Source organism: Streptomyces sp. NPDC085946 (assembly GCF_044540485.1).
Taxonomy (GTDB): Bacteria; Actinomycetota; Actinomycetes; order Streptomycetales; family Streptomycetaceae; genus Streptomyces.
Genome location: NZ_JBITSF010000001.1, coordinates 675,415 through 697,321, shown reverse-complemented (window position 1 = coordinate 697,321; position 21,907 = coordinate 675,415). Strand labels below are relative to the sequence as shown.

Below are 21,907 nucleotides of genomic sequence, written 5' to 3'. Positions count from 1 at the left end.
GGCCGCCCGTACGCCCCGGACCGCCGCCCGTACGCCCCGGACCGCCGCCCGTACGCCCCGGACCGCCGGTCACGTGCCCGGGACGGCCGGTCACCTGTCCCGGACGGCCCGCGCCAGCCGGGTCGCCGCCGTCGCCCGGGCCCGGTTCAGCGGCTCGCGGCGCCTGGGGTGCACGGCGTTGGTCAGGAGCACCAGGAAGGTGTCCGTCGCCGGGTCCAGCACCAGGGACGTGCCCGTGAACCCGGTGTGCCCGGCCGCGCCGCGCCCCGCCAGCTCCCCCATGAACCACGGCTCGTCGAGGGCGAAGCCCAGGCCGGGCGGGGTGAACAGCAGGTCCACGAAGTCGGGGCCGAGGATGCGGGCCGGACCGTACGAGCCGCCCGCGAGCAGCGCGCGGCAGAACACGGCCAGGTCCCGCCCGGTGGAGAACAGGCCCGCGTGGCCCGCCACCCCGCCCAGCGCCCAGGCGTTCTCGTCGTGCACCTCGCCGCGCAGCATGCCTCGGTCCGCCTTGGCCCACGGCCGCCGCTGGTCCTCCGTCGCCGCCGCCCCGGGGCACGGCCCGAACCGGGTCGCCGTCATGCCCAGCGGGCGGGTGATGCCCTCGCGCAGCAGGACGTCGAGGGGGCGGCCGGTGAGGCGTTCCAGGAGGTGCTGCAGGAGCAGCATGTTCAGGTCCGAGTAGCAGTACGTGCCGGGTGCCGCGGCGGGCGGCTCGGCGCGCAGCCGCGCCAGGCGCGCCGCGTCGTCGGCGCAGTCGTACAGCGGCAGTTCGGGCCGCAGCCCGGAGGTGTGGGTGAGCAGCTGCCGCACGGTGACGCCGTGCCGGGCCGCCCCGCGGAAGTCCGGGAGGTAGGCGCCGACGCGGGCGTCGATGCCCAGCGTGCCGCGCTCGATCTGCTGCACGGCGGCGACCGCGGTGAACAGCTTGGTCAGGGAGGCCAGGTCGAAGGGGGTGTCGACGGTCATCGGCACGCGGTCGGCGGCCGGCAGTTCCACGCCCGTGTCGGTCCGTTCGTCGTAGGCGGCGTACCGCACGGCCCAGCCCGCCGCCTCCGCCACGGCGATGACCGGCCCGCGGCCGGCGACCACGACGGCGCCCGCCACCCGGGGGCGTTCCCCGGCGGTGAGGGCGCGGACGTCCTGGACGAGCCGGCCGAGCTCCTCGGGGTCGAGCCCGGCGCGTTCCGGCGGGCCGCCGCGCAACCGGGGGGCGCTCAGCTCTCCTCCCCCGGGCCGGTGGCCGCCCCGGCCCGCCCGCCGCGGGGCCGGCACAGGGCCGCGAAGCAGGCCAGCGCCAGCAGGGCCGAGGCCAGCTGGACGACGGCCATCGGCAGGGCGGTGTCCTCGCCGGCGATCCCGACGAGCGGGGAGGCGACGGCGCCGATCAGGAAGGACGACGTGCCGAGCAGCGCGGACGCGGAGCCGGCGGCCTGCCTGACCCGCATCAGGGCGAGGGTCTGGGTGTTGGGCAGGGTGACGCCCATCGCGGACATCAGCACGAACAGCGCGGCGGCGACCGGCCCGAGCCCGACCTCGCCGAAGACGCCCAGGGACATCAGCAGCAGGGCGGTCGCGGCGGCGACGACGACCAGGAGGCCGGCGGCCAGCACCCGGTCGAGGCGGACCCGGCCGACGAGCACCTTGCCGTTGATCTGGCCGACGACCACCAGCCCGACGGAGTTCAGGCCGAACAGCAGGCTGAACGTCTGCGGGGAGGCGCCGTGGATCTCCTGGATCACGAACGGGGAGGCCGCGATGTAGGCGAACAGCGCGGCGAAGGCGAACCCGCCCGCGAGCAGGTACCCGGTGAAGACCCGGTCGGCGAGCAGGCCGCGCATCGACCGCAGTGCCTCGCCGACGCCTCCGCCGTGCCGTTCGGCGGCGGGCAGCGTCTCGGGCAGCCTCGCCCAGACCAGGGCCGTCAGCAGCGCGCCGACCACCGTGAGGACGACGAACACGCCCCGCCAGTCCGTCACGCGCAGGATCTGCCCGCCGATGAGCGGCGCCACGACCGGGGCGACCCCGGAGATCAGCATGAGGGTGGAGAAGAAGCGGGCCATGGCCACGCCGTCGTACAGGTCGCGCACGATCGCCCGGGCGATGACGATGCCGGCCGCGCCCGCGAGGCCCTGTGCCAGCCGGAAGGCGACGAGGAGTCCGACGGTGGGCGCGAGCGCGCACAGCACCGTGGCGACGACGTACACCGCCAGGCCCGCGAGCAGCGGGCGGCGGCGGCCCCACCGGTCGCTCATCGGGCCGACCACCAGCTGACCGAGCGCCATGCCGGCCAGGCAGGCGGTGAGGGTGAGCTGGACGGTCGCGGCGGGCGCGCCCAGCGCGCGGGTGACCTCCGGCAGCGCGGGCAGGTACATGTCCATCGCGAGCGGAGGGGTGGCGGTCAGGCCGCCGAGGAGGAAGGTGACGAGCAGGCCCGTGCGGTGCGGTGTGCGGGTGGGTGGCCCGGCCTGCGCCGCGGTCGCCTGCGGCATGTTCGATATGGGCGCCCCTCCGTCGGGCATGTGTTCCTCCCTCTCCGAACCGATCGCCACCTATGCTCTCAGCTCGTAACGACTGCTTGGTGTCACAGGGCGAAGGCGGGGCGGCAATGACGGCGGACAGCGTGCGGTGGGGGATCCTCGCGACCGGGGGGATCGCCGCCGCCTTCACGGCGGACCTGTTCGACCTGCCGGACGCGGAGGTCGTCGCGGTGGCCTCCCGGTCCGAGGCGTCGGCGCGGGCCTTCGCGGAGCGGTTCGGCATCCCGCGGGCCTACGGCGACTGGAACGCCCTGGCGCGGGACGAGGACGTCGACGTCGTGTACGTCGCGACGCCGCACGCGGCGCACCGGGCCGCGGCCGGGCTGTGCCTGGCGGCGGGGCGGAACGTGCTGTGCGAGAAGCCGTTCACCCTGAACGTGCGCGAGGCCGCGGAACTGGTCGCGCTGGCGCGGGAGCACGGGCGCTTCCTGATGGAGGCCATGTGGATGTACTGCAACCCGGTGATCCGGCGCGTGGCCGAGCTGGTGCGGGACGGGGCCGTCGGCGAAGTCCGGTCCGTGCAGGCCGACTTCGGGATCTCCGGGCCGTTCCCGCCGTCGCACCGGCTGCGGGATCCGCTGCAGGGCGGCGGCGCGCTGCTCGACCTCGGCGTCTACCCGGTCTCCTTCGCGCAGTTGCTGCTCGGCGAGCCCGCGGACGTCGCGGCGCGCGCGGTGCTCTCCGAGGAGGGCGTCGACCTCCAGACGGGGGCGGTGCTGGCGTGGGAGAGCGGTGCGCTGGCCTCGGTGCACTGCTCCATCGTCGGCGACACCCCGACCGTCGCGTCGGTCACCGGGTCGCGGGGCCGCATCGAGATCCCGCACGGCTTCTTCCACCCGGACCGCTTCGTGCTGCACCGCACCGGCCGTGACCCGCAGGAGTTCACGGCCGACCCGGCGGACGGCCCGGCCGCCTCCTTCCGGCACGAGGCGCGCGAGGTGATGCGCGCCCTGCGCGCCGGGGAGACCGAGTCGCCGCTCGTCCCGCTGGACGGCACCCTGGCCGTGATGCGGACGCTCGACGCGATCCGCGACCGCATCGGCGTCCGCTACCCGGGGGAGGCCGCCGCGGAGCCCGCGGACGCCACGGACTTCACCGACCCCACGGACCCCTCGGCGGAGCTCACGCCGGCGTAAGCCCCGGCGCCCCCGCCTCCGTCACGAACGACGCGGCCGTCGTGAGCGGCGCCCCGGGCCGGGTGACGTAGGGCACCGTCTTGAAGTCGGCCCGCGCCAGCCGCTGTCCGAGCGCGACGGTCACGTAGCCGCGCTGCCCGTCGTAGTGCTTCATGTGGGGGTTGCGGGCCAGGTAGTCCGCCCGGTTGGCGGGCCGGGCCGCGCCGTCCTTGCCGCTGGAGATCGACGTGGTGACGATCTCGGTGCCGACCGTGCGGGAGTCCGGGTCGTCGAAGTCGCGCTTGACGTCCAGGGCGTACGAGACGTGGACGTCGCCGGTGAGCACCATCAGGTTGCGCACGCCGGCCGCCTCGGCGCCCCGCAGCAGCCGCTCGCGGGAGGCCGGGTAGCCGTCCCAGGAGTCCATGGAGCGGGTGGTGTTGCCCGGGGTGGGGTGGTTGCGGCGGGCGAAGGTGACCTGCTGCGGGACCACGTTCCACAGGGCGCGCGAGCCGTGCCAGCCGTCGGTCAGCCAGCGCTCCTGGGTGAAGCCGGGCAGCGTCCGCGACGGGGCCTCGGACTCGGGCGTCGGCGTCTTCCAGCCGTCGCCGTTCGCCTGGTCGGTGCGGTACTGGCGGGTGTCGAGGACGTCGAACTGGGCGAGCCGGCCCCAGTGCAGGCGCCGGTGGAGCCGCATGTCCGGGCCGTCGGGGAGCTGGGGGCGGCGCAGGGGCTGGTTCTCCCAGTAGGCGCGGTAGGCGGCGGCGCGGCGCAGCAGGAACTCCTCCGGCGGGACGCCGTTCTCGGGCGCGTCACCGGCGTAGTTGTTCTCGGTCTCGTGGTCGTCCCAGGTGACGACGAAGGGGTGCGCGGCGTGCGCGGCCCGCAGGTCGGGGTCGGTCTTGTAGAGGGCGTACCGCAGGCGGTAGTCCTCCAGGGTCACGGTCTCGCGGCCGAAGAGGGCCGGCAGCGTGCGGTCGGTGTAGGCGCGGGCGCCGCCGGCGGCGTCGACGGCGTACTCGTAGAGGTAGTCGCCGAGGTGGAACACGATGTCGACGTCGTCGGCGGCGAGGTGGGCGTACGGGGTGAAGTAGCCGTCGTGGTACGCCTGGCAGGAGACGGCGGCGAGGGTGAGCCCGGCCGGGCGGGCGCCGGGCAGGGGGGCGGTGCGGGTGCGGCCGGTGGGGCTGGTCCAGCGGCCCGCGCGGAAGCGGTAGTAGAGGACCCGGTCCGCCGGCAGGTGGTCGACCTCGACGTGCACGGTGTGGTGGAACTCGGGGTGCGCGGTGGCGGCGCCGCGCCGGGCGATCCGGCGGAACCGCTCGTCGTGCGCCAGCTCCCAGTGCACGGTGACGCGTTCGGCCGGCAGGCCGCCGTCGGGCCGGTAGGGGGCGGGGGCGAGCCGGGTCCACAGCAGGACGGAGCCGGGCAGCGGGTCGCCGGAGGCGACGCCGAGGGTGAACGGGTCGTCGGCGATCCGGGCGGCGTCGAGCTCGGCGGCGGCCGCGGCGCCCGCGGCGGGCAGGTTCACCGCGAAGGCCAGCGCGGCCGCGGCGCCGGTGGTGGTCAGGAAGCGGCGGCGGCCGATGTGCCGCGCGGCGGCGCGGAGTTCGGGAGCGTGCTGGGACGGGTGTGCTGCGGGTGTCATCCGGTCCTCCCCTGTCGCATGGGTGCAGGGGGCATTGGAGTGGCCGGGGACGACTCCCGATGGGCAGGTACACAACAATCACATGACGGACGGATGAGGATCGGACGGCGGACCCTCCCGTACGCTGCGGCCCCATGGACGCCATGCACACGGACAAGCCGGACCCCTCGCCGGACGAGCGGCCGGGGATCGCCGTGGTGACCGGCGCCGGCTCGGGCATCGGCCGGGCGGTCGCGGTGGAACTGCTGCGCGCGGGCTGGTCGGTGGCGCTGGCGGGCCGCCGCGCGCAGACGCTGGAGGAGACGGCGGCCCTGGTGCCCGCGGGCACCTCGCTCGCCGTGCGGACGGACGTGTCACGGCCCGAGGACGTCGACGCCCTGTTCGCGGCCGTGGCGGAGCGCTTCGGGCGGGTCGACCTGCTGTTCAACAACGCCGGGACCTTCGGGCCGGGCGGCGTGCCGGTCGAGGAACTCTCCTACGACGCCTGGCGGCACGTGGTGGACACCAACCTCACCGGGGCGTTCCTGTGCGCGCAGGCGGCGTACCGGCGGATGAAGGAGCAGGACCCGCGGGGCGGCCGGATCATCAACAACGGCTCGGTCTCGGCGCACGCGCCCCGCCCGCACTCGGTGGCCTACACCGCGACCAAGCACGCGCTGACGGGCCTGACCAAGTCGCTGTCGCTGGACGGCCGGCCGTACCGGATCGCCGTCGGCCAGATCGACATCGGCAACGCGGCGACCGACATGACGGCCCGCATGCGGCAGGGCGTCCTCCAGGCGAACGGGGAGGTCGCCCCGGAACCGGTCATGGACGTCGCCGACGTGGCGCGCACCGTGCGGCACATGGCGGAGCTGCCGCTGGAGGCGAACGTGCAGTTCGCGACCGTCCTGGCGACGACGATGCCGTACGTGGGGCGCGGCTGAGCGGGCGCCGTCCGCCGCGCCGCCCGGCCCGCGCATCCGGAATTCGAACATCCGCCCCATTGCGGCCGGTCGGGGACCTGTGCTCAACTCTTCTGCACCAAAGCTTCACAGTTGGAGCAGAAGGCTTCCGCAGGCCGCATTCCGGGGGGAGGCGGCAGCCGTTCCACCGCACCGGCAGGGGGCGGGACCCCGCGCACGGCGCGGGGGTACGCACCGGTGCGTGGAACGGCTGCCGCACAGTCCGTGCGGATCGGCCGCGGCGGACTCACCGTCCGCGGCTCACCGCCCGGGGAATCGCCCTCCACGGCTCACCGCCCGGGGAATCACCGTCCGAGGATCCGCTCCACCTCGGCCATCTGCGCGGCGGTGAGCGGCCCCTTCTCCAGCGCCCCCGCGTTCTCCTCGGCCTGGGCGACCGAACGGAAGCCCGGGATGGGCACGGTGTGCGGGCCGCGCGCCCACAGCCAGGCCAGCGCGCCCTGCGCGAGCGTCCGGCCGCCGGCGGTGAGGACGGAGCGCAGCGCCTCGACGCGGGCGTACCACCGCGGGTCGGCCCCCGATCCGTCGGCGAACCCCCGCAGCCACGCGGGCGGCCTGCTGCGGATGTCCCCGGCCTCCAGGGCCCGGCCCGGCACCCGCCGGCCGGTGAGCAGCCCCATGGCCAGCGGGCTGCGCACGACGCCGGCCAGGCCCGCCTCCTCGCACAGCGCCAGCATCTCGGGCGCGTCCTGGAGGACGTTGAGGGCGTGCTGGACGGCGGCGCAGTGCGGCCCTTTCGCGAACACGGCGGCGCGGGCGGGGTCGTCGGTGCTCCAGGCGTAGGCGCGGATCAGGCCCTCCGCGACCAACTCCTCGCACACGTCCCGAAGTTCGGCGGCCCGCCCGGGGTCGGCGTCGGCGAGGTGGAGCTGGTACAGGTCGACGTGGTCGGTGCCCAGGCGCCGCAGGGAGGCGGTCAGCGCCCGGCGGACGTACGCCGGGGAGTCGTCGCTCCCGGTCAGGGTGCGGGTGTCCGGGTCGAAGACGTTGCCCCACTTGGTGGCGACGACGACGTCGGCCCGGCGTGCGCCCAGCGCCCGGCCCAGCACGCGCTCGCTGTGCCCGGCGCCGTAGACGTCGGCGGTGTCGAAGAAGGTGACGCCCAGGTCGAGGGCGCGCCGCACGGCCCGTACGGACTCGTCGTCGTCGACCCTGCCCCAGCCCAGCGGCTGCCCGTCGGCGGACCGCCACTCGCCGCCGATCGCCCAGCAGCCGAAGCCGAGGGCGCTGACCTCGATGCCGCTGCGTCCGAGTACTCGTGTGGTCTCCATGACCGGGACGCTAGGGGTTGGAGCGCACGCGAGGGCAAGACCCCAGGCCGCCCGGTCCCAGGCCTGCCCGGTCCCAGGCCTGCCCGGTCTCAGGCCTGCCCGGTCTCGAAGCGCGCGATCCGGCCGTCCTCGTCGACGGTGAAGGTCCAGCGGGTGCGCATCTCGCCCCAGGTGTCGTTGCGGTAGCGGGCGAGGAGACGGCGGCCGCCGTCGGACTCCCGCTCGACCTCCAGGTGGCCGTTCACGGTGAAGATCTCCCGGTCGGTCCACTCGGCCAGATCGCGGTCCGTGCCGTCGTCCGCCATGGTCGCGCCGGGGGCGAGCAGCGCCCGGAACGCCTCGCGGTCGTGGTGGTTGACGGCCCGCACGAAGGCGCGGACGGCCGGGTCGCTGAGACGGGTGGTCTGAATGGTCATGCCCGTCAGCCTCGTACCGGCCACCGCGCCCCGCCACCGGCGCCACCCGAACGGCGGCCCGGACGGGCCCGCCCCGGGCGGCGGTGCGACGGTGGAGACGCGAAGGGGAGCGCGGGCCGTGCACCCGCTGTGTTCCTGCCGACCGTTCCGGGAGACGACGTGACGAGCTACGACCGACGTGATCTGGGCCTGCTGCTGCTCCGGCTGGGAACGGGCGGTGTCCTCGCGGCGCACGGCGCGCAGAAGCTGTTCGGCTGGTTCGGCGGACACGGCATCGCGGGCACCGGGCAGTTCATGGAGTCCGTCGGGTACGCCCCGGGCCGGGCCAGCGCGACCGCGGCGGGCCTGGCGGAGACCGGCGGCGGCACCCTGCTGGCCCTGGGCCTGGCGACCCCGGCGGCGGGCGCGGCGGCGGCCGGCGCGATGGCGGGCGCGGCCGCGGTGCACACCCCGAACGGCTTCTTCAACCAGGAGGGCGGCTACGAGTACGCCGCCACGCTGGGCCTGGCCGCCGTCGGCCTCGCGGTCAGCGGCCCCGGCCGGCTCTCCCTGGACCACGTGCTCGGCCACCGCTTCGACCGCGGCTGGATGGTGCCGGCGGCGCTGGCCGCGACGGCGGCGGGCACGGCACTCGTGGTCGGGGCGCGCGCCCAGCGGCTGCGGCGGGCGAAGGAGGGCGAGCAGGACCCGTTGTTCGAGGAGTAGGGGGCCGGACGGCCCCGCTGTCACACCCTCCTGGCAGGCTCGGCCCATGAGCGACCACCCGACACCCGCGACGCCCCCCGCCGGCCTCTGGGACACCGTCGACGCCCTGTGGGCCTCCCTGGAGGCCGCCTCCCCGGTCGACGGCAGGGAGGGCGTGCTGCTGCGCGTCCTGAAGCTGTCCGAGGAGGTCGGCGAGGTCGCCGAGGCGGTGATCGGCGCGACCGGCCAGAACCCGCGCAAGGGCCTCTCCCACACCTGGGACGACGTCCGGTCGGAGCTGTGCGACGTGGCCGTGACGGCGCTGGTGGCCCTGCGCTCCCTCACCTCCGAGGCCGGCGAGGTGTTCGCCCGGCACCTGGCGCGGGTGGCGGAGCGCCAGCTGAAGGGGTGAGCGGCGGCAGGCGAGTCGGGCTGTACGCCGGGTTCTGTTCCCGGGGTTCCTCGCGGAGCCCCGGGCGACGGCCATCCATCTAGGACCGGCGTTGCCGCCGGCCTCGTGCGGTCTACCCGCGGACTCGGGCGGGCAGCCCTCGATCGTCCGCGCAGAGACGCCTTCTCTTGCGAGGGGGCGTCTCCTCTTGACCTTGCTCCGGGTGGGGTTTACCTAGCTGCCCAGGTCACCCTGGGCACTGGTGGTCTCTTACACCACCGTTTCACCCTTACCGAGGACCGAGGTCCCCGGCGGTCTGCTTTCTGTGGCACTGTCCCGCGGGTCACCCCGGGTGGCTGTTGGCCACCACCCTGCCCTGTGGAGCCCGGACGTTCCTCGGGGAACCCCCTCACGGGGACTCCACGCGGCCGTCCGCCCGGCTCGCCTGCCGTGCGGACCATCGTACCCGGCGCGGCACCGCCCCCGGTGCCGCCGCCGTGGCCAGGACCGAGCCCGCCAGGATCAGGGCGAAGGCGGCCAGCACGGTCCCGGTCAGGCGCTCGTCCAGGAAGACGGCCCCCGCCGCCACCGCGACCGCCGGGTTGACGTACGTGATCACCGACGCACGGGTCGGGCCGACCTCCCTGATCAGTTCCAGGAAGGCCACGAAGGCGATCGCCGTGCAGACGGTGCCGAGGGCGGCCAGGGCGGCGAGGACCTCGGTCGCGGGCAGGGCCGTCGGGCGGGTCGCGATCGCCGCCGGGGCGTAGACCAGGGCGGTCAGGGCCAGGCAGGGCGTGATGAGGTGCAGGGTCGGGACGTCCCTGAGGTGGCGGCCGGCGATCAGGGGTGCCGTGGCGTAGCCGACGGCCGTCAGCAGGACCTCCGCCAGGGAGAGGGCGTTGCCGCCGCTCAGGTGCGGGACGGTGAGGACGCCGACGCCGCCGAGGCCCAGCGCGAGACCCGTGATCCGGCGGGCGCCCAGGGCCTCGGCCGCGCCGAAGAAGCGGGCCAGCAGGACACCGATGACGGGCACGCCGGCGATCAGCAGGCCCGCCGTGGAGCTGGACAGGTGGCGTTCGGCGTCGGTCAGCGTCCACCACGGGCCGACGATCTCGATGACGGCGAAGGCCAGCATCGGCTTCCAGTGCGCGCGGACCGTCCCGCCCAGGCCGCCCTGCCGCAGGGCGAACGGCAGCAGCAGCACCGCGCCGAGCGCGCAGCGCGTGAACACCACCATGGACGGGGACAGCGCGTCCACCGCCACCTTGATCAGCAGGTAGGGGATGCCCCAGACCACTCCCATCAGGGAGAACAGGAACCAGCCGCGTGCAGTCATGCGGCGAGTCTCGGCCGGGTCAGGGCGCGCTGTCTTGAACGCTGTTGCGGTACGCCGCCGGGGTCACCCCGAGCACCCGGCGGAACCAGCGCGTCAGGTGCGCCTGGTCGGCGAAGCCGACGAGCGGGGCGACCTCGGCGGGCCGCAGTCCGCCCTCCAGCAGGCCGCGGGCCCGGGCCACCCGGTGCTGGGCGAGCCAGGCGTACGGCGGCACGCCCGTCGCCGTGCGGAAGGCGCGCAGCAGCTGGTAGCGGGACAGGCCGAGGCCGGCGGCGAGGACGGCGAGGGAGGGCGGGTCGAGCAGCTCGTCGGCGAGCCGGTCGCGTACGGCGCGGGCGATCCGGTCGGCGCCGGGCACGGTGTCGCCGGCCGCGCGGGCCGTGGAGTGGCGGCGGGCGAGCGCGGTGAGCAGCCAGGGCAGCCGGGACTCGGCCTCCAGGGGGTCCGGACGGGCGCTGAGGTCGGTGTGGGCGCGGCGCAGCGCGGCGGCCAGCTCCGGGTCGTCGATGACGGGCTCGCGGAAGTGCGGGAGGCCGCCGAGGACCCCGTCGGCGAGGAGGGCGGGCCCGGCGTACAGGGCGCGGTAGGCGTAGCCGGCGTCGGGGGCGGCGGGGCCGCCGGTGTGCATCTCGCCGGGGTCGAGGACGACGATCCCGCCGGGCCCGGACCGGATGCGGCCCCCGCGGTACTCGATGACCTCCAGTCCGCCGACCGTCACGCCGACGGTGTACTCCTCGTGCGCGTGCGGGGCGTAGACGTGCCGGTCGAACCGCGCGGTGAGCAGGTCGAGCGGCGGACCGCCGCGCCCGAGCCGCGCCCGCGTCCAGCGGGCGTCCTCCCGTGTGTTCACCTCGCACCCCCGCGGGACAGGGGATCAGAGGAAGTCGGCGGTGTCCAGGTCGAAGGCGAAGGGGGCGGGGAGGGTGAGGGGCTTGCCGAAGGGGAGGGTGGTGAGCCGGCGGCAGTCGTCCTTCTCGGGCTCGCCGAACAGGGCGACCGACGCGGCCTCCCGGTCGACGAGGAGGGAGAGGGGGATGCCGCCTCGGGCGTAGCAGCGGCGCTTGGCCCCGCGGCCGGCCCGCGGCTTGGCGGAGGTCACCTCCAGGACCACGGCGACGCCGTCGCAGGGCATCCAGGAACCCGCGTCGCCGAAGAGGTCACGTTCGACGGGCGCGAAAGCGGCGTCCGGGATCACGTGGTCCCGGGGACAGGCTCCCCCGCTCCTCAGCGTCAGGCCCTTGTTGCCGGAGACGTCCATGTCGGTCCGGGCCTTCTTGATCACTTGCCGGACGATCCGGCTGATGTACTTCTCGTGCTCCCCGTCCGGCGGCGGCGTCACGACGATCTCCCCCTCGATCAGCTCGGCCCGGAAGCCCTCCGGGGTGTCCAGGGCGAGGAAGCCCTCCAGCAGGACCTCTTCCTGCGTGAGCGGCTCGTGGGCCACACCGCCGTCAGGCGGCGGCGCCGCCCGCGCCGGAGGCCGCGCCGGAGCGGAATCCGGCTTCCCGGGCCGGCGCCGTACCCTGTCCGGAGTTCGACCGAAGGAGTACGCGTGCTTGTCCTGCTGCCACCGTCCGAAGGCAAGGCCGCTTCCGGCCGGGGTGCCCCGCTGGAGGCGGGGGCGCTGTCGTTGCCGGGGCTGGCGGCCGCCCGTGCGGCCGTGCTCGACGAGTTGGTCGAGCTGTGCGCCGCCGACGAGGAGAAGGCGCGCGAGGTGCTGGGGCTGAGCGAGGGGCTGCGCGGCGAGGTCGCGAAGAACGCCGGGCTGCGCACCGCCGGGACCCGGCCCGCCGGGGAGGTCTATACCGGCGTGCTGTACGACGCCCTGGGGCTGGCCTCCCTCGACACCGCCGCCCGGCAGCGCGCCGCCCGCTCGCTGCTGGTGTTCTCCGGGCTGTGGGGGGCGATCCGGGTGACCGACCGGATCCCGTCGTACCGCTGCTCGATGGGGGTGAGGCTGCCCGGGCTGGGGGCGCTGGGCGCGTACTGGCGCACGCCGATGGCGTCCGTGCTGCCCGAGGCGGCCGGGGACGGGCTGGTCCTGGACCTGCGGTCGGCGGCGTACGCGGCGGCCTGGAAGCCGAAGGGCGAGCTCGCCGGGCGGACCGCGACCGTGCGGGTGCTGCACGCCCCGACCCGCAAGGTGGTCAGCCACTTCAACAAGGCGACGAAGGGCCGGATGGTGCGGAGCCTGCTCACCGCGGGGGTCGCGCCGAAGGGCCCCGCCGAGCTGGTCGAGGCGCTGCGGGACCTCGGGTACGAGGTGGAGGCCCAGGCACCCGCCCGGGCGGGCCGGACCTGGGCGCTGGACGTGCTGGTGACGGAGGTGCACTGACCACCCCGGCGGCGCGTTGCAACATGCGCAACGCCCTTTGCGCATGTTGTTGGAGCGAGGGCAGGATGAGGACATGGTCTCTCCGCCGCCCTCGTCCGTGCTGGACCTCGCGCCCGTCGTGCCCGTCGTCGTCGTCGAGGACGCCGCCGATGCCGTACCGCTGGCGCGGGCCCTGGTCGCCGGAGGGCTGCCCGCGATCGAGGTGACCCTGCGGACGCCCGCCGCGCCGGACGCGATCCGGGCGGTGGCCGACGGGGTGCCGGGGGCGGTGGTCGGCGCGGGCACGGTGATCACGCCGGGCCAGGTGGCGGACTGCGTGGCGGCCGGGGCCCGGTTCCTGGTCAGCCCGGGGTGGACGGACGCCCTGCTGGAGGCGATGCGGGCATCGGGCCTGCCGTTCCTGCCGGGCGTGTCCACCACCACGGAGGTCGTGGCGCTGCTGGAGCGCGGCGTGCGGGAGATGAAGTTCTTCCCGGCGCAGGCGGCGGGCGGTACGGCCTACCTGCGGTCGCTCGCCGGGCCGCTCCCCCAGGCCCGCTTCTGCCCGACGGGCGGCATCGGCCCGGCCTCGGCGCCCGACTACCTGGCCCTGCCGAACGTCGGCTGCGTGGGCGGCAGCTGGATGCTCCCGCCGGACGCGGTGGCGGCCCGCGACTGGGCGCGCGTGGAGCGGCTGGCCCGTGAGGCGGCGCGGCTCAGCGCAGGTGCGAGGTGTCGTTGAGGAGCCGGACGCTGGCGTTGCCGTCCGCGTAGTACGCCACCACCGACAGGGACGCCGCCGACAGCTCCATGCGGAACAGGGACTCGGGCGGGGCTCCCAGGGCGAGCCGCACCAGCGTCTTGATCGGGGTGACGTGGGTGACCAGCAGGACCGTGCGGCCCGCGTACGCCGCGATCAGCTTGTCGCGGGCGGCGGCGATCCGGGTCGCCGCCGCGGCGAAGCTCTCGCCCCCGCCGGTGGGGACCGCCTCCGGGGAGGCGAGCCAGGCGTCCAGGTCGTCCGGGTGGCGCTCGCGCACCTCGCCGAAGGTGAGGCCCTCCCAGGCGCCGAAGTCGGTCTCGCGCAGCCCGTCCTCGATGCCCACGTCGAGGCCGAGGCGGCCCGCGACGATGCCGGCGGTCTCACGGGTGCGGGCGAGCGGCGACGCCACGACCGCCTGGACGGTGCCCCGCCGGGCCAGCGCGGCGGCGACCCGCTCGGCCTGCTCCCGGCCGGCGGCCGAGAGGGAGGGATCGCTGCCGCCGCTCCCGGAGAACCTCTTCTGCGGGGTGAGCGGGGTCTCCCCGTGCCGGAGCAGGACGAAGGTGGCGGGCGGGCCCAGGTCCGCCGGAGCCCAGCCGGCGGAGGGGGCGGCCGTCGTGGCGGGGGTGGTCGTCGTGGCGGGGGCAGGGGTGGTGGCCAGGTTCCCGGCGGCCCGCACGTCGGCCGCCCCTCCGCCCTCGCCGGACGCCGGGCCGCAGGCGCCGGGCGCGTCGCCGCCCCTGCCGGTGGACGCGCCGCTGGACACGCCGGAGGACGTGCTCGCCGTGCTCCGCGCCCCCGTCAGCGCCGCCCGGGCGCGGGCCGCTCCCGCGACCGGGTCGCCGGGCGGCCCGGGGAGCCGTGATCCGGACGACCTCGCGGACGAGGCCGCGCCGAGGTCCGCCGTCGGCCCCGACGGCGTCCACCGCTCGCCCCGGCCGCCCGCGTCCATCGCCTCGTTGGCCAGCCGGTCCGCGTGCTTGTTGCTCGCCCGCGGGATCCACTCGTACGTCACCCGCCCGGGCGGGAACACCCGGGCCGCCTCGGCCGCGAGCGGCTTCATGTCGGGGTGCTTGATCTTCCAGCGGCCCGACATCTGCTCGACGACGAGCTTGGAGTCCATCCGGACGTGGACCGCGGCGGACGGGTCCAGCGCGTGGGCGGCGCGCAGGCCCGCCAGCAGGCCCCGGTACTCGGCGACGTTGTTGGTGGCGACGCCCAGGTACTCGGCCGCCTCCGCCAGCGTCTCGCCCGTCGCCGCGTCGCTCACCACGGCCCCGTAGCCGGCGGGCCCGGGGTTGCCCCGCGACCCGCCGTCCGCCTCGACGATGAACTCCCGCACCGCGACGGCCCCTACAGACCCGACTCGGCCGTGCGCACCAGGATGCGGCGGCAGTTCTCGCAGCGCACGACGGTGTCGGGCGCGGCCTTGCGGATCTCGCTGATCTCGGTGATCGCCAGCTCCTGGCGGCAGCCCTGGCAGGTGCGGGCGTACAGCTTCGCCGCGCCGACGCCGCCCTGCTGCTCGCGCAGCTTCTCGTACAGCTTGAGCAGGTCGGCGGGGACGGAGCCGGCGACGACCTCGCGCTCCTTGGTCACCGAGGCGGCCTCCGCGTCGATCTCCTCGAACGCGGCGTCCCGGCGCCCGGTGGCGTCGTCGATCTTCCCCTGGACGGAGGCGACCCGCTCGGTGAGCTCGGCGACCCGCTCCTGCGCGGACTCCCGGCGCTCCATGACCTCCAGGACGACGTCCTCCAGGTCGCCCTGGCGCTTGGCGAGGGAGGCGATCTCGCGCTGGAGGTTCTCCAGGTCGCGGGGCGAGCCGACCGCGCCGGAGTCCAGGCGCTTCTGGTCGCGGGCGGCGCGCTGGCGCACCTGGTCCACGTCCTGCTCGGCCTTGGTCTGCTCGCGGGCGCAGTCGCTCTCCTCGGTCTGCGCGGCCACCAGCAGGTCGCGCAGCTGCGTGAGGTCCTTGGTCAGCGACTCGATCTCGGCGTGCTCGGGCAGCGAGCGGCGCTTGTGCGCGAGCTGCTGGAGGCGGACGTCGAGGTCCTGGACGTCCAGGAGGCGGATCTGGTCGGCGGGCGCGGCGTTCAGTTGGGGGCTCCTGCGGTCGGGTCGGACGGGGCGCGCGTGGCGCCCGAGGGAAGGGTGGGGGCGGACGCCGCGTGGGCGGTCCAGGGATCGGTGACCGTCGTCGAGACGTGGACGCGAAGGCCCCATCCGTGCCGGTCGGAGATCTCGTCGAGCTGGCTCGCGGCCAGCTCGCACCAGGGCCACTCGGTGGCCCAGTGCGCCGCGTCGAGCAGCGCGAGGGGGCTGTGGGCGCGGGCTTCGGAGGCCGGGTGGTGACGCAGGTCCGCGGTGAGGAAGGCGTCGACGCCGGCCGCCCGGACGTGGTCGAAGAGGCTGTCGCCGGAGCCGCCGCTGACGGCGACCGTGCGCACCGGGGCCTCGGGGTCGCCGGCGACGCGGATACCCTGCGCGGTGGCGGGCAGCCGCTCGGCGGCGCGGGCCGCGAACTCGCGCAGCGGCAGCGGGTGGTCCAGCTCGCAGACGCGGCCGAGGCCGCGGCGGCCCGCCGGGTCGGTGGGGTCCGGCACGAGGGGGCCCACCACCCGCACGTCCAGGGCGCCGGCCAGCGCGTCGGAGACGCCCGGGTCGGCGGTGTCGGCGTTGGTGTGGGCCACGTGCAGCGCGATGTCGTTCTTGATCAGGGTGTGCACCACGCGGCCCTTGAAGGTGGACGCCGCGACGGTCGTGGTCCCCCGCAGGTACAGCGGGTGGTGGGTGACGAGCAGGTCGGCGCCCAGGTGCACCGCCTCGTCGACGACCTCCTGGACGGGGTCGACGGCGAACAGGACCCGGGAGACCTGCTGCCCGGGGTCGCCCACGACGGTGCCGACCGCGTCCCAGGACTCGGCCCGCTCGGCGGGCCACAGGTTCTCCAGCGCGGCGATGACTTCAGACAGACGGGGCACGGAGGCAAGGCTACCTGGAGGTCCCGGGCCGCTGAACCGCCGTCGCCGTCCCGGGACGGCCCCCGGCCCGCCCAGCACAGACGCCTCCGTTCCCTCAGGCGAATCGTTCCTGGAACACCCTTATGTGTGAAGCCGCAGAGAGCCGCTCCTCCGCCTGTGCGTACGAAAACTAGGTTCGTCGCCGGAGGTGACCGAACGATGACGGCCTGTGCGACCGAGCCCCCGGCGGCGGACGAGGACGGCGTCTCCCCGCAGGCGGCGTGCGTGCTCACGGCGGACGGCGGCTACGCCGCGCGCCTCGCCCGCGACGGCGACTCCCGGTACCCGGAGCGCTGGACCCTCGACGGCCCCGAACCGTACGCGGTGCCGCTGCCGGGCGACCGGCCCGAGGAGCCCGGCACCGAGGTGCAGCCGATGGGCGACGGGCGGGTCCTCGTGCACCGGCCGGTGGCCGGGCGGCACGTCTTCTCCCTGCTGTACCCGACCGGTCCCGGCACCGGCGAGCTGCCCCTGGGCGCGGTCGAGTGCCCCGACGAGGGCACCCGGCTGCGGCTGCTGCCGCCCGCGCCCGGCGGCGAGCGGGCCTATGCCCTCGCGGTGGGCCGGCGGTCGACGGCGGTGTGGCAGGTGGCGGGCGGCGCGTTCGGCCCGGAGCACGTGGCCGAGCTCCCCGGCCGCTGCTCGGGCGGCGCGTGGCTGGACCGCACCGGACGGCTGCTGGCCCTGGACCGGGGGACGGGCGGACCGGTCAAGACGGTCGTCGTGGACCTGGAGCGGGGCGGGGAGATGTCGCCGCTGCTGCAGATCGCCGCCGGCAGCGACGACCGGCTGCTGCTCGCCGACCCCGACAGCGGCCTGCTGGTGATCCGCTCGGACGCGCCGTCGCCGGGCGCGGGCCGGCTGGGCTGGGGGGTGCTGGGCAGCACCCTGCCGGTGCGCTTCCCGGACAGTCTGCGGGTGAACGACTGCACGCTCACCCCGTTCGCCGTCCAGCCGGGGCAGGTGCTCACGCCGGAGAGCTGCGCGGTGGCCTGGCGGGTGGACGGCCCGCTCGGCACCTGGATCGCCGTGTGGCGGCCGGTGGGGCGGCAGTTGCACCACCTTCCGGCGCCGCCGGGGTGGCTGGCGGGCACCGGCCGGTTCACGGCGGCCGGCGAACTGCTCCTGCCGTACGCCACGCAGGCGGTGCCGTGCGGGCTGGCGCGGCTGCCCGCGCCCCCGGCGGGCCCGTCGGCCGAGCCGTCGGCTCCCGGGTGGCAGAAAGGTTTCGAACCGTCCGCCGAAGCACCGGACCGCCTGCCGGCCGATCCGCCCGCGGCCCCCGGGGAGCCGTCCGGGACCCCGCCCTGCCCGGCGCCCGAGCCCTCCCGGGCGCCCGCCGCGCCGCGTCCGGTACCGCTGCAACAAGCCCCGTTGGGGCGGCTTGTAACGAAGTAGTGCCGGTTGGCGTGCCCGCCTGGATTCGGGCGGAGGTGTGCCGGTTAAACTCGCCCGGCTGTAGGAAAGATCATGTTGACGGGGTGAATTCCTTCCGATGAGTGACGCCAGCACACACCAGCCGCGCCACGCCGACGTCCAGGAGATCGCCGCCGGCCACGGCCGGCACCGCGGCCCGGTCTCCACGCGGGACGGTGAGACGGCTCCGCGCGGTCGCCACCGCAAGCCGGTCCAGGAGGCCGAGCACTCCGGGACGGCGGCCTGACGGCACGTCCGGCACCGAGCGGTACGCGGCCCCGCCCGTCGCACGACGGGCGGGGCCGTCGCACGTACGGCACCGGTCGCCGCGTCCGCGGCAGGTCCGCCTCGGTGCGCCCGGCGCCCTCGGCCGGCCCGGACGCGACCGCGGCCGGCGCCCGGGCGGGCGCGTGCGCCGCACGGCCCGACGGCCCGCGCGGCGGCCGGCGGTTCACCCGTCCCGTACGACCGTGCCGGTGAGCACGGGCGCGTCGTCCCGCTCGACGGCGCCCACCGCGACCCGCACCCCGGACGGGCCGGGCCACAGCCGCATCCGCAGCGTCTCCCCCGGGTACACCACCCCGGCGAACCGGGCGTCGTACGCGCGCACCCGGGTCACGTCCCCGCCGAGCAGGGTGTCGACGACCGCCTCGAGCGTCATGCCGTACGTGCACAGCCCGTGCAGGACGGGCCGTTCGAACCCGGCGCGCCGGGCGAAGGCGGGGTCGGCGTGCAGCGGGTTGAGGTCGCCGCAGAGCCGGTAGAGCAGGGCCTGGTCCTCCCGCACGCGGCGTTCGACGACCCGCTCGGGCTCCCCGGCGGGCGGGGCCGGGCGCAGGGCCGGCCCCCGTTCACCGCCCCATCCCCCTTCGCCCCGGACGAAGACCCGCGCCTCGTCGGTCCACAGCGGGCCGTCGGCGTCGGCGACGTCGGTGCGCAGGACGAGCACGGCCGCCTCGCCCTTGTCGTACACAGCGACGACGCGCGAGGCGGCGGTCGCGCCGCCCCGGACGGGGACCGGGCGGTGCAGGCGCAGGCGCTGCCCGCCGTGCAGGACGCGGGCCGGGTCGACGTCGACGCCGGGCACGGACAGCGCGCGGATCACCCCGGGGGGCCCGCCGCCCGCGACGGTGGCGAAGCCGGGCAGGACGTACGGCCGGGACTCCAGGGTGCAGCGCGGTTCGCCGGGGTCGGTGGCGGGGCGGCCCGCGCCGATGCCCAGGTGGTAGAGCTGCACGTCCCCGGCGTCCCAGGAGAGCGTGCGGGTGCGGGGCCCGGCGGCGAGCGCCCGGGCCGCGTCGATGGGCATGGGGTTCCTCCTCGTCTCCGGTGCCGCGGCCCCGGCCGGCACGGCCGCTGAGCCGCGCCGGGTCAGGGGGTCAGGACGGCGTGCCGCGCCGGAACAGGGCCGTCCACAGGAAGTCCTCCCCGAAGTGCGCCGAGTCCTCCGGCTCGTCCCGCATCCGCCGCAGCTCGACCTCCGTCAGCTCCGAGAAGATCTCGCGCAGCGACCGCGCCGAGTAGGCGAGTCCGCCCTGGAGGCCGCCGCCGCGGTAGAACTCGGCGTCCGGCAGCTCCGAGCCCATCCTCCCGGCGGCGAAGCAGGTCAGGGCGAACAGGCCGCCGGGGGCCAGCACCCGTTCCAGAGGGCCAGATAGCCGACGCGGCGGTGCGGGGGCAGGTGGTGGAAGCACCCCGAGTCGTAGACCAGGTCGTACGGCCCGGCGAGCGGGGCGCCGGGGGCGGTCAGGGCGAAGGCGTCCCCGCGGTGGAAGCGCACGGTCCGGACAGCGGTCTCCCGGGCCCGCTCCCGCGCCCACGCGACGGCCGCAGGCGACAGGTCGACCGCGTCCACCTCGCACCCGCGGGCGGCGAGGTACAGCGCGTTGCGCCCCGGCCCGCAGCCGAGGTCCAGGACGCGGCCGCCCTCGACCAGTCCGCGGTCGAGGTAGGACACCAGGTTCTCGTCGGGCTTGGCCACGAAGAACGGCACCGTCCGGGACCGGTCGGCGTAGAAGCCGTCCCACCAGGCGGCCCCCCGGTCCGTCCACCGGTCGGCCTCCGGCGCGAACAGGCCGTCGAGCAGGGCCATGACGTCGTCCACGGTGCGTATGTGCCGGTCCATCCGGTCCCCCTTCCGCGTCCGGCGATGCTATGCCGCCGCAGGGTGAAAGCCCAGGTGGGAGGCGGGTGTTGGAGCCGAGCGGCAGGCGCCGGGGAGGGCTGTGCCGGGCGCGCGGCCGGGCCGGCGGGGCCCTCACCCCGGCACCGGGCCGACATCGCGGCGGCACCCCGCCCACGGGGCGGGAAGGCGCCCCTGCGCGCGGCTCGGCGGCTGCTTTTCCGCGGACCCGCGCGCCGCTCGGCGGCTGCTCTTCCGCGGACCCGCGCGCCGCTCGGCGGCTGCTCTTCCGCGGACCCGCGCGCCGCTCGGCGGCTGCTCTTCCGCGGACCCGCGCGCCGCTCCGCACCTCCTGGCCGGATCCGCGGCCCTCAGGCCCTCCCCCGCCCGGCGCCTCGGCGAGCCGCCCCCTCGCGCGGCAGCCACACCGCCATCATGAGCACCCCGGCCGCCAGCACCGCCGCCCCGGCGCGGAAGGCCAGCGCGTACCCCTCGGTCAGGGCCTGCGGTGTCGCGCCGTCCGCCGAGCGGGTCGCCGCCAGCGTGGACATGACGGCGAGACCGAGCGAACCGCCCATGGTGCGGGAGGTGTTGACGAGGCCGGAGACCAGGCCGGCCTCCCCGGGCGCCGTGCCCGAGGTGGCCAGCGCGGCCAGCGGGGTCCCCGCGAGTCCCGCGCCCAGCATCATCAGCACGCCCGGGAACAGGATCGCCGTCAGGTACGTCCCGTCCACGTCCATCGCCGACTGCCAGGCGAAGCCGGCCGCCGCCACCGCGGTCCCCAGGACGGCCACGGTGCGCGGCCCCGCCACCCGCATGCACCAGGGGGCGAGCTTGGCCCCCAGGACCACCGCCAGCGAACTCGGCACCAGCGCGAGCCCGGCCTCCAGGGGCGAGTAGCCCAGCACGTTCTGCGCGTACAGCGTCATGAAGTACCACATGCAGAACATCGCGGAGCCGGACAGGAACATCGCCGCGTTCGCCGAGGAGACCGACCGCAGCCGCAGCAGTCCGAGCGGCATCAGCGGCGCCCCGGTGCGGGCCTCCACGACGAGGAACAGCGCGATCAGGAGGAGTCCGGCGAACAGCGGCACCAGCGCGGCCGCCGCGGTCCACCCGCCGGCCTCGGTCTGCGAGATGCCGTACGCCAGGGTGGCGAGCCCGGCCGTCACCAGCAGCGCGCCGGGCAGGTCGAGGCGGCGGCGGTCCCCCGCCCGGCCCTCCGCCAGGTACCGGGCGGCCCCGAGCAGCACCACCGCTCCGACGGGCACGTTGATGAGCAGCACCCACCGCCAGGACAGCGCGTCCACCAGCACCCCGCCGACCAGGCCGCCGGCCGCCCCTCCCCCGGCGCCCACCGCGGTCCAGGTGCCGATGGCCCGGGTCCGGGCGGCGCCCTCCGGCACGGACGCGGTGAGGATGGTCAGCGTCGACGGCGCGAGCACGGCGGCGCCGAGGCCCTGCACGGCCCGCGCCAGCAGCAGCTGCCAGTCGTCCCGGGCCAGCCCGCCGCCGAGCGAGGCCAGGGTGAACAGGGCGAGCCCGACGAGGAACATCCGCTTGCGCCCGTAGAGGTCGCCGGCCCGCCCGCCGAGCAGCATGAACCCGGCGAAGGCGATGGCGTAGGCGTTGACCACCCACTGCAGGCCCTGCTCGTCCAGTCCGAGGCCGGTCCGCATGGACGGCAGGGCGACGTTGACGACGGAGACGTCGAGCACGACGAGGAACTGCCCGGCGCAGGCGAGCGCCACCACCAGCCAGGTGGGGGGCGCGGGACGGCGGGACAGGCGGGTGGTGCCGGCGGCTTCGAGCATGCTCGCCATGGTCTCAACCACTCCGGACGCTCTCAATCGGTATGTCGTCCGGCCGGTGCCCGGTCCGGGGTCCTCGGTCCGGGGTCCTC

The 21,907-nt window shown here is 76.1% G+C and carries 20 protein-coding genes, 1 other RNA gene and 2 pseudogenes; 8 read left to right on the top strand and 15 right to left on the bottom strand.

The genetic code is table 11. The annotated features are described in order from the left end of the window. Positions 1-90: 90 nt before the first annotated feature. Together ACIF8T_RS03100 and ACIF8T_RS03095 are read right to left on the bottom strand one after the other, a co-directional pair. Positions 91-1,206, bottom strand: coding sequence for a serine hydrolase domain-containing protein (locus ACIF8T_RS03100; protein WP_400030521.1), 1,116 nt, complete (start codon positions 1,204-1,206; stop codon positions 91-93). Between the two features lie 11 nt (positions 1,207-1,217). Further along, complete coding sequence (locus ACIF8T_RS03095; RefSeq protein WP_400030519.1) at positions 1,218-2,522, bottom strand: multidrug effflux MFS transporter; 1,305 nt, start codon at positions 2,520-2,522, stop codon at positions 1,218-1,220. An 86-nt stretch (positions 2,523-2,608) separates the two neighbouring features. Here ACIF8T_RS03095 and ACIF8T_RS03090 point away from each other — a divergent pair, with 86 nt between their 5' ends. After that, positions 2,609-3,676 (top strand): Gfo/Idh/MocA family protein, encoded by a 1,068-nt coding sequence (locus ACIF8T_RS03090; RefSeq protein WP_400030517.1) that lies wholly within the window; start codon positions 2,609-2,611, stop codon positions 3,674-3,676. Here the strand turns inward: ACIF8T_RS03090 and ACIF8T_RS03085 are convergent. After that, positions 3,663-5,303: an alkaline phosphatase D family protein gene (locus ACIF8T_RS03085; RefSeq protein ID WP_400030515.1), complete on the bottom strand. Its 1,641-nt coding sequence runs from the start codon at positions 5,301-5,303 to the stop codon at positions 3,663-3,665. The genes ACIF8T_RS03090 and ACIF8T_RS03085 overlap by 14 nt on opposite strands. Before the next feature lie 134 nt (positions 5,304-5,437). On the opposite strand from ACIF8T_RS03085, the gene ACIF8T_RS03080 reads away from it, so the two are divergent. After that, positions 5,438-6,229, top strand: coding sequence for an SDR family oxidoreductase (locus ACIF8T_RS03080; RefSeq protein WP_400030513.1), 792 nt, complete (start codon positions 5,438-5,440; stop codon positions 6,227-6,229). Positions 6,230-6,552: 323 nt separating this feature from the next. Here ACIF8T_RS03080 and ACIF8T_RS03075 read toward each other — a convergent pair whose 3' ends face one another. Further along, positions 6,553-7,539 (bottom strand): aldo/keto reductase, encoded by a 987-nt coding sequence (locus ACIF8T_RS03075; protein ID WP_400030511.1) that lies wholly within the window; start codon positions 7,537-7,539, stop codon positions 6,553-6,555. Between the two features lie 89 nt (positions 7,540-7,628). Continuing rightward, a complete protein-coding gene (locus ACIF8T_RS03070) occupies positions 7,629-7,955 on the bottom strand; it encodes a nuclear transport factor 2 family protein (protein ID WP_400030509.1) in 327 nt (108 codons plus the stop codon). A gap of 159 nt (positions 7,956-8,114) precedes the next feature. Between ACIF8T_RS03070 and ACIF8T_RS03065 the strand changes: the two genes are divergently transcribed. Both ACIF8T_RS03065 and ACIF8T_RS03060 read left to right on the top strand, forming a co-directional pair. Further along, positions 8,115-8,660 (top strand): DoxX family protein, encoded by a 546-nt coding sequence (locus ACIF8T_RS03065; protein ID WP_400030507.1) that lies wholly within the window; start codon positions 8,115-8,117, stop codon positions 8,658-8,660. 46 nt (positions 8,661-8,706) lie between these two features. Beyond that, the gene (locus tag ACIF8T_RS03060; protein WP_400030505.1) at positions 8,707-9,051 is read left to right on the top strand and encodes a MazG-like family protein; all 345 of its coding nucleotides are present in this window, start codon (positions 8,707-8,709) and stop codon (positions 9,049-9,051) included. A gap of 7 nt (positions 9,052-9,058) precedes the next feature. Here the strand turns inward: ACIF8T_RS03060 and rnpB are convergent. From rnpB to ACIF8T_RS03040, 4 genes and pseudogenes are all read right to left on the bottom strand, one after another. Continuing rightward, positions 9,059-9,474, bottom strand: an RNA gene (gene rnpB, locus ACIF8T_RS03055) — RNase P RNA component class A. Positions 9,475-9,589: 115 nt separating this feature from the next. Further along, positions 9,590-10,336 (bottom strand): annotated as a pseudogene (locus ACIF8T_RS03050) (DMT family transporter); the annotation flags it as partial. Between the two features lie 52 nt (positions 10,337-10,388). Next, entirely contained in the window at positions 10,389-11,219 is an 831-nt protein-coding gene (locus ACIF8T_RS03045) for an AraC family ligand binding domain-containing protein (protein ID WP_400030504.1), read from the bottom strand. Positions 11,220-11,243: 24 nt separating this feature from the next. Then, on the bottom strand, positions 11,244-11,813 hold the full coding sequence (locus tag ACIF8T_RS03040; RefSeq protein ID WP_400030502.1) for a Uma2 family endonuclease: 570 nt from the start codon (positions 11,811-11,813) through the stop codon (positions 11,244-11,246). A 108-nt stretch (positions 11,814-11,921) separates the two neighbouring features. Between ACIF8T_RS03040 and yaaA the strand changes: the two genes are divergently transcribed. Continuing rightward, the gene (gene yaaA / locus ACIF8T_RS03035) at positions 11,922-12,704 is read left to right on the top strand and encodes a peroxide stress protein YaaA (protein ID WP_400030500.1); all 783 of its coding nucleotides are present in this window, start codon (positions 11,922-11,924) and stop codon (positions 12,702-12,704) included. 73 nt (positions 12,705-12,777) lie between these two features. After that, positions 12,778-13,425 carry a bifunctional 4-hydroxy-2-oxoglutarate aldolase/2-dehydro-3-deoxy-phosphogluconate aldolase gene (eda, locus tag ACIF8T_RS03030; protein ID WP_400030498.1) on the top strand — a complete coding sequence of 216 codons (648 nt, stop codon included), beginning with the start codon at positions 12,778-12,780 and terminating at the stop codon, positions 13,423-13,425. Here the strand turns inward: eda and ACIF8T_RS03025 are convergent. Genes ACIF8T_RS03025 through ACIF8T_RS03015 form a run of 3 tightly spaced genes read right to left on the bottom strand, consistent with a single transcriptional unit; the run spans position 13,400 to position 16,427 of the window. Then, positions 13,400-14,788 carry a bifunctional RNase H/acid phosphatase gene (locus ACIF8T_RS03025; protein WP_400030496.1) on the bottom strand — a complete coding sequence of 463 codons (1,389 nt, stop codon included), beginning with the start codon at positions 14,786-14,788 and terminating at the stop codon, positions 13,400-13,402. The genes eda and ACIF8T_RS03025 overlap by 26 nt on opposite strands. 11 nt (positions 14,789-14,799) lie before the next feature. Further along, entirely contained in the window at positions 14,800-15,543 is a 744-nt protein-coding gene (locus ACIF8T_RS03020; protein ID WP_400031472.1) for a zinc ribbon domain-containing protein, read from the bottom strand. After that, entirely contained in the window at positions 15,540-16,427 is an 888-nt protein-coding gene (locus ACIF8T_RS03015; RefSeq protein ID WP_400030494.1) for a Nif3-like dinuclear metal center hexameric protein, read from the bottom strand. The genes ACIF8T_RS03020 and ACIF8T_RS03015 overlap by 4 nt, the downstream gene beginning before the upstream one ends. Before the next feature lie 198 nt (positions 16,428-16,625). On the opposite strand from ACIF8T_RS03015, the gene ACIF8T_RS03010 reads away from it, so the two are divergent. After that, positions 16,626-17,864: a hypothetical protein gene (locus tag ACIF8T_RS03010; RefSeq protein WP_400030492.1), complete on the top strand. Its 1,239-nt coding sequence runs from the start codon at positions 16,626-16,628 to the stop codon at positions 17,862-17,864. 97 nt (positions 17,865-17,961) lie between these two features. Then, positions 17,962-18,129, top strand: a complete 168-nt coding sequence (locus ACIF8T_RS03005) for a hypothetical protein (protein WP_400030490.1) — start codon at positions 17,962-17,964, stop codon at positions 18,127-18,129. Between the two features lie 204 nt (positions 18,130-18,333). On the opposite strand, the gene ACIF8T_RS03000 is transcribed toward ACIF8T_RS03005, so the two are convergent. The 3 genes and pseudogenes from ACIF8T_RS03000 to ACIF8T_RS02990 form a co-directional block, all read right to left on the bottom strand. Then, the gene (locus ACIF8T_RS03000; protein ID WP_400030488.1) at positions 18,334-19,191 is read right to left on the bottom strand and encodes a MaoC/PaaZ C-terminal domain-containing protein; all 858 of its coding nucleotides are present in this window, start codon (positions 19,189-19,191) and stop codon (positions 18,334-18,336) included. 70 nt (positions 19,192-19,261) lie between these two features. Then, positions 19,262-20,007: pseudogene (locus ACIF8T_RS02995) on the bottom strand (class I SAM-dependent methyltransferase). A 368-nt stretch (positions 20,008-20,375) separates the two neighbouring features. After that, positions 20,376-21,827 (bottom strand): DHA2 family efflux MFS transporter permease subunit, encoded by a 1,452-nt coding sequence (locus tag ACIF8T_RS02990; RefSeq protein WP_400030486.1) that lies wholly within the window; start codon positions 21,825-21,827, stop codon positions 20,376-20,378. Positions 21,828-21,907: the final 80 nt, after the last annotated feature.

Coding starts and splice junctions, on each gene's coding strand:
- ACIF8T_RS03095 (WP_400030519.1), bottom strand. CDS start 2,522: ATGCCCGACGGAGGGGCGCCCATATCGAACATGCCGCAGGCGACCGCG.
- eda (WP_400030498.1), top strand. CDS start 12,778: ATGGTCTCTCCGCCGCCCTCGTCCGTGCTGGACCTCGCGCCCGTCGTG.
- ACIF8T_RS03005 (WP_400030490.1), top strand. CDS start 17,962: ATGAGTGACGCCAGCACACACCAGCCGCGCCACGCCGACGTCCAGGAG.
- ACIF8T_RS03060 (WP_400030505.1), top strand. CDS start 8,707: ATGAGCGACCACCCGACACCCGCGACGCCCCCCGCCGGCCTCTGGGAC.
- ACIF8T_RS03090 (WP_400030517.1), top strand. CDS start 2,609: ATGACGGCGGACAGCGTGCGGTGGGGGATCCTCGCGACCGGGGGGATC.
- ACIF8T_RS03080 (WP_400030513.1), top strand. CDS start 5,438: ATGGACGCCATGCACACGGACAAGCCGGACCCCTCGCCGGACGAGCGG.
- ACIF8T_RS03075 (WP_400030511.1), bottom strand. CDS start 7,539: ATGGAGACCACACGAGTACTCGGACGCAGCGGCATCGAGGTCAGCGCC.
- ACIF8T_RS03010 (WP_400030492.1), top strand. CDS start 16,626: ATGACGGCCTGTGCGACCGAGCCCCCGGCGGCGGACGAGGACGGCGTC.
- ACIF8T_RS03000 (WP_400030488.1), bottom strand. CDS start 19,191: ATGCCCATCGACGCGGCCCGGGCGCTCGCCGCCGGGCCCCGCACCCGC.
- ACIF8T_RS02990 (WP_400030486.1), bottom strand. CDS start 21,827: ATGGCGAGCATGCTCGAAGCCGCCGGCACCACCCGCCTGTCCCGCCGT.
- ACIF8T_RS03070 (WP_400030509.1), bottom strand. CDS start 7,955: ATGACCATTCAGACCACCCGTCTCAGCGACCCGGCCGTCCGCGCCTTC.
- ACIF8T_RS03085 (WP_400030515.1), bottom strand. CDS start 5,303: ATGACACCCGCAGCACACCCGTCCCAGCACGCTCCCGAACTCCGCGCC.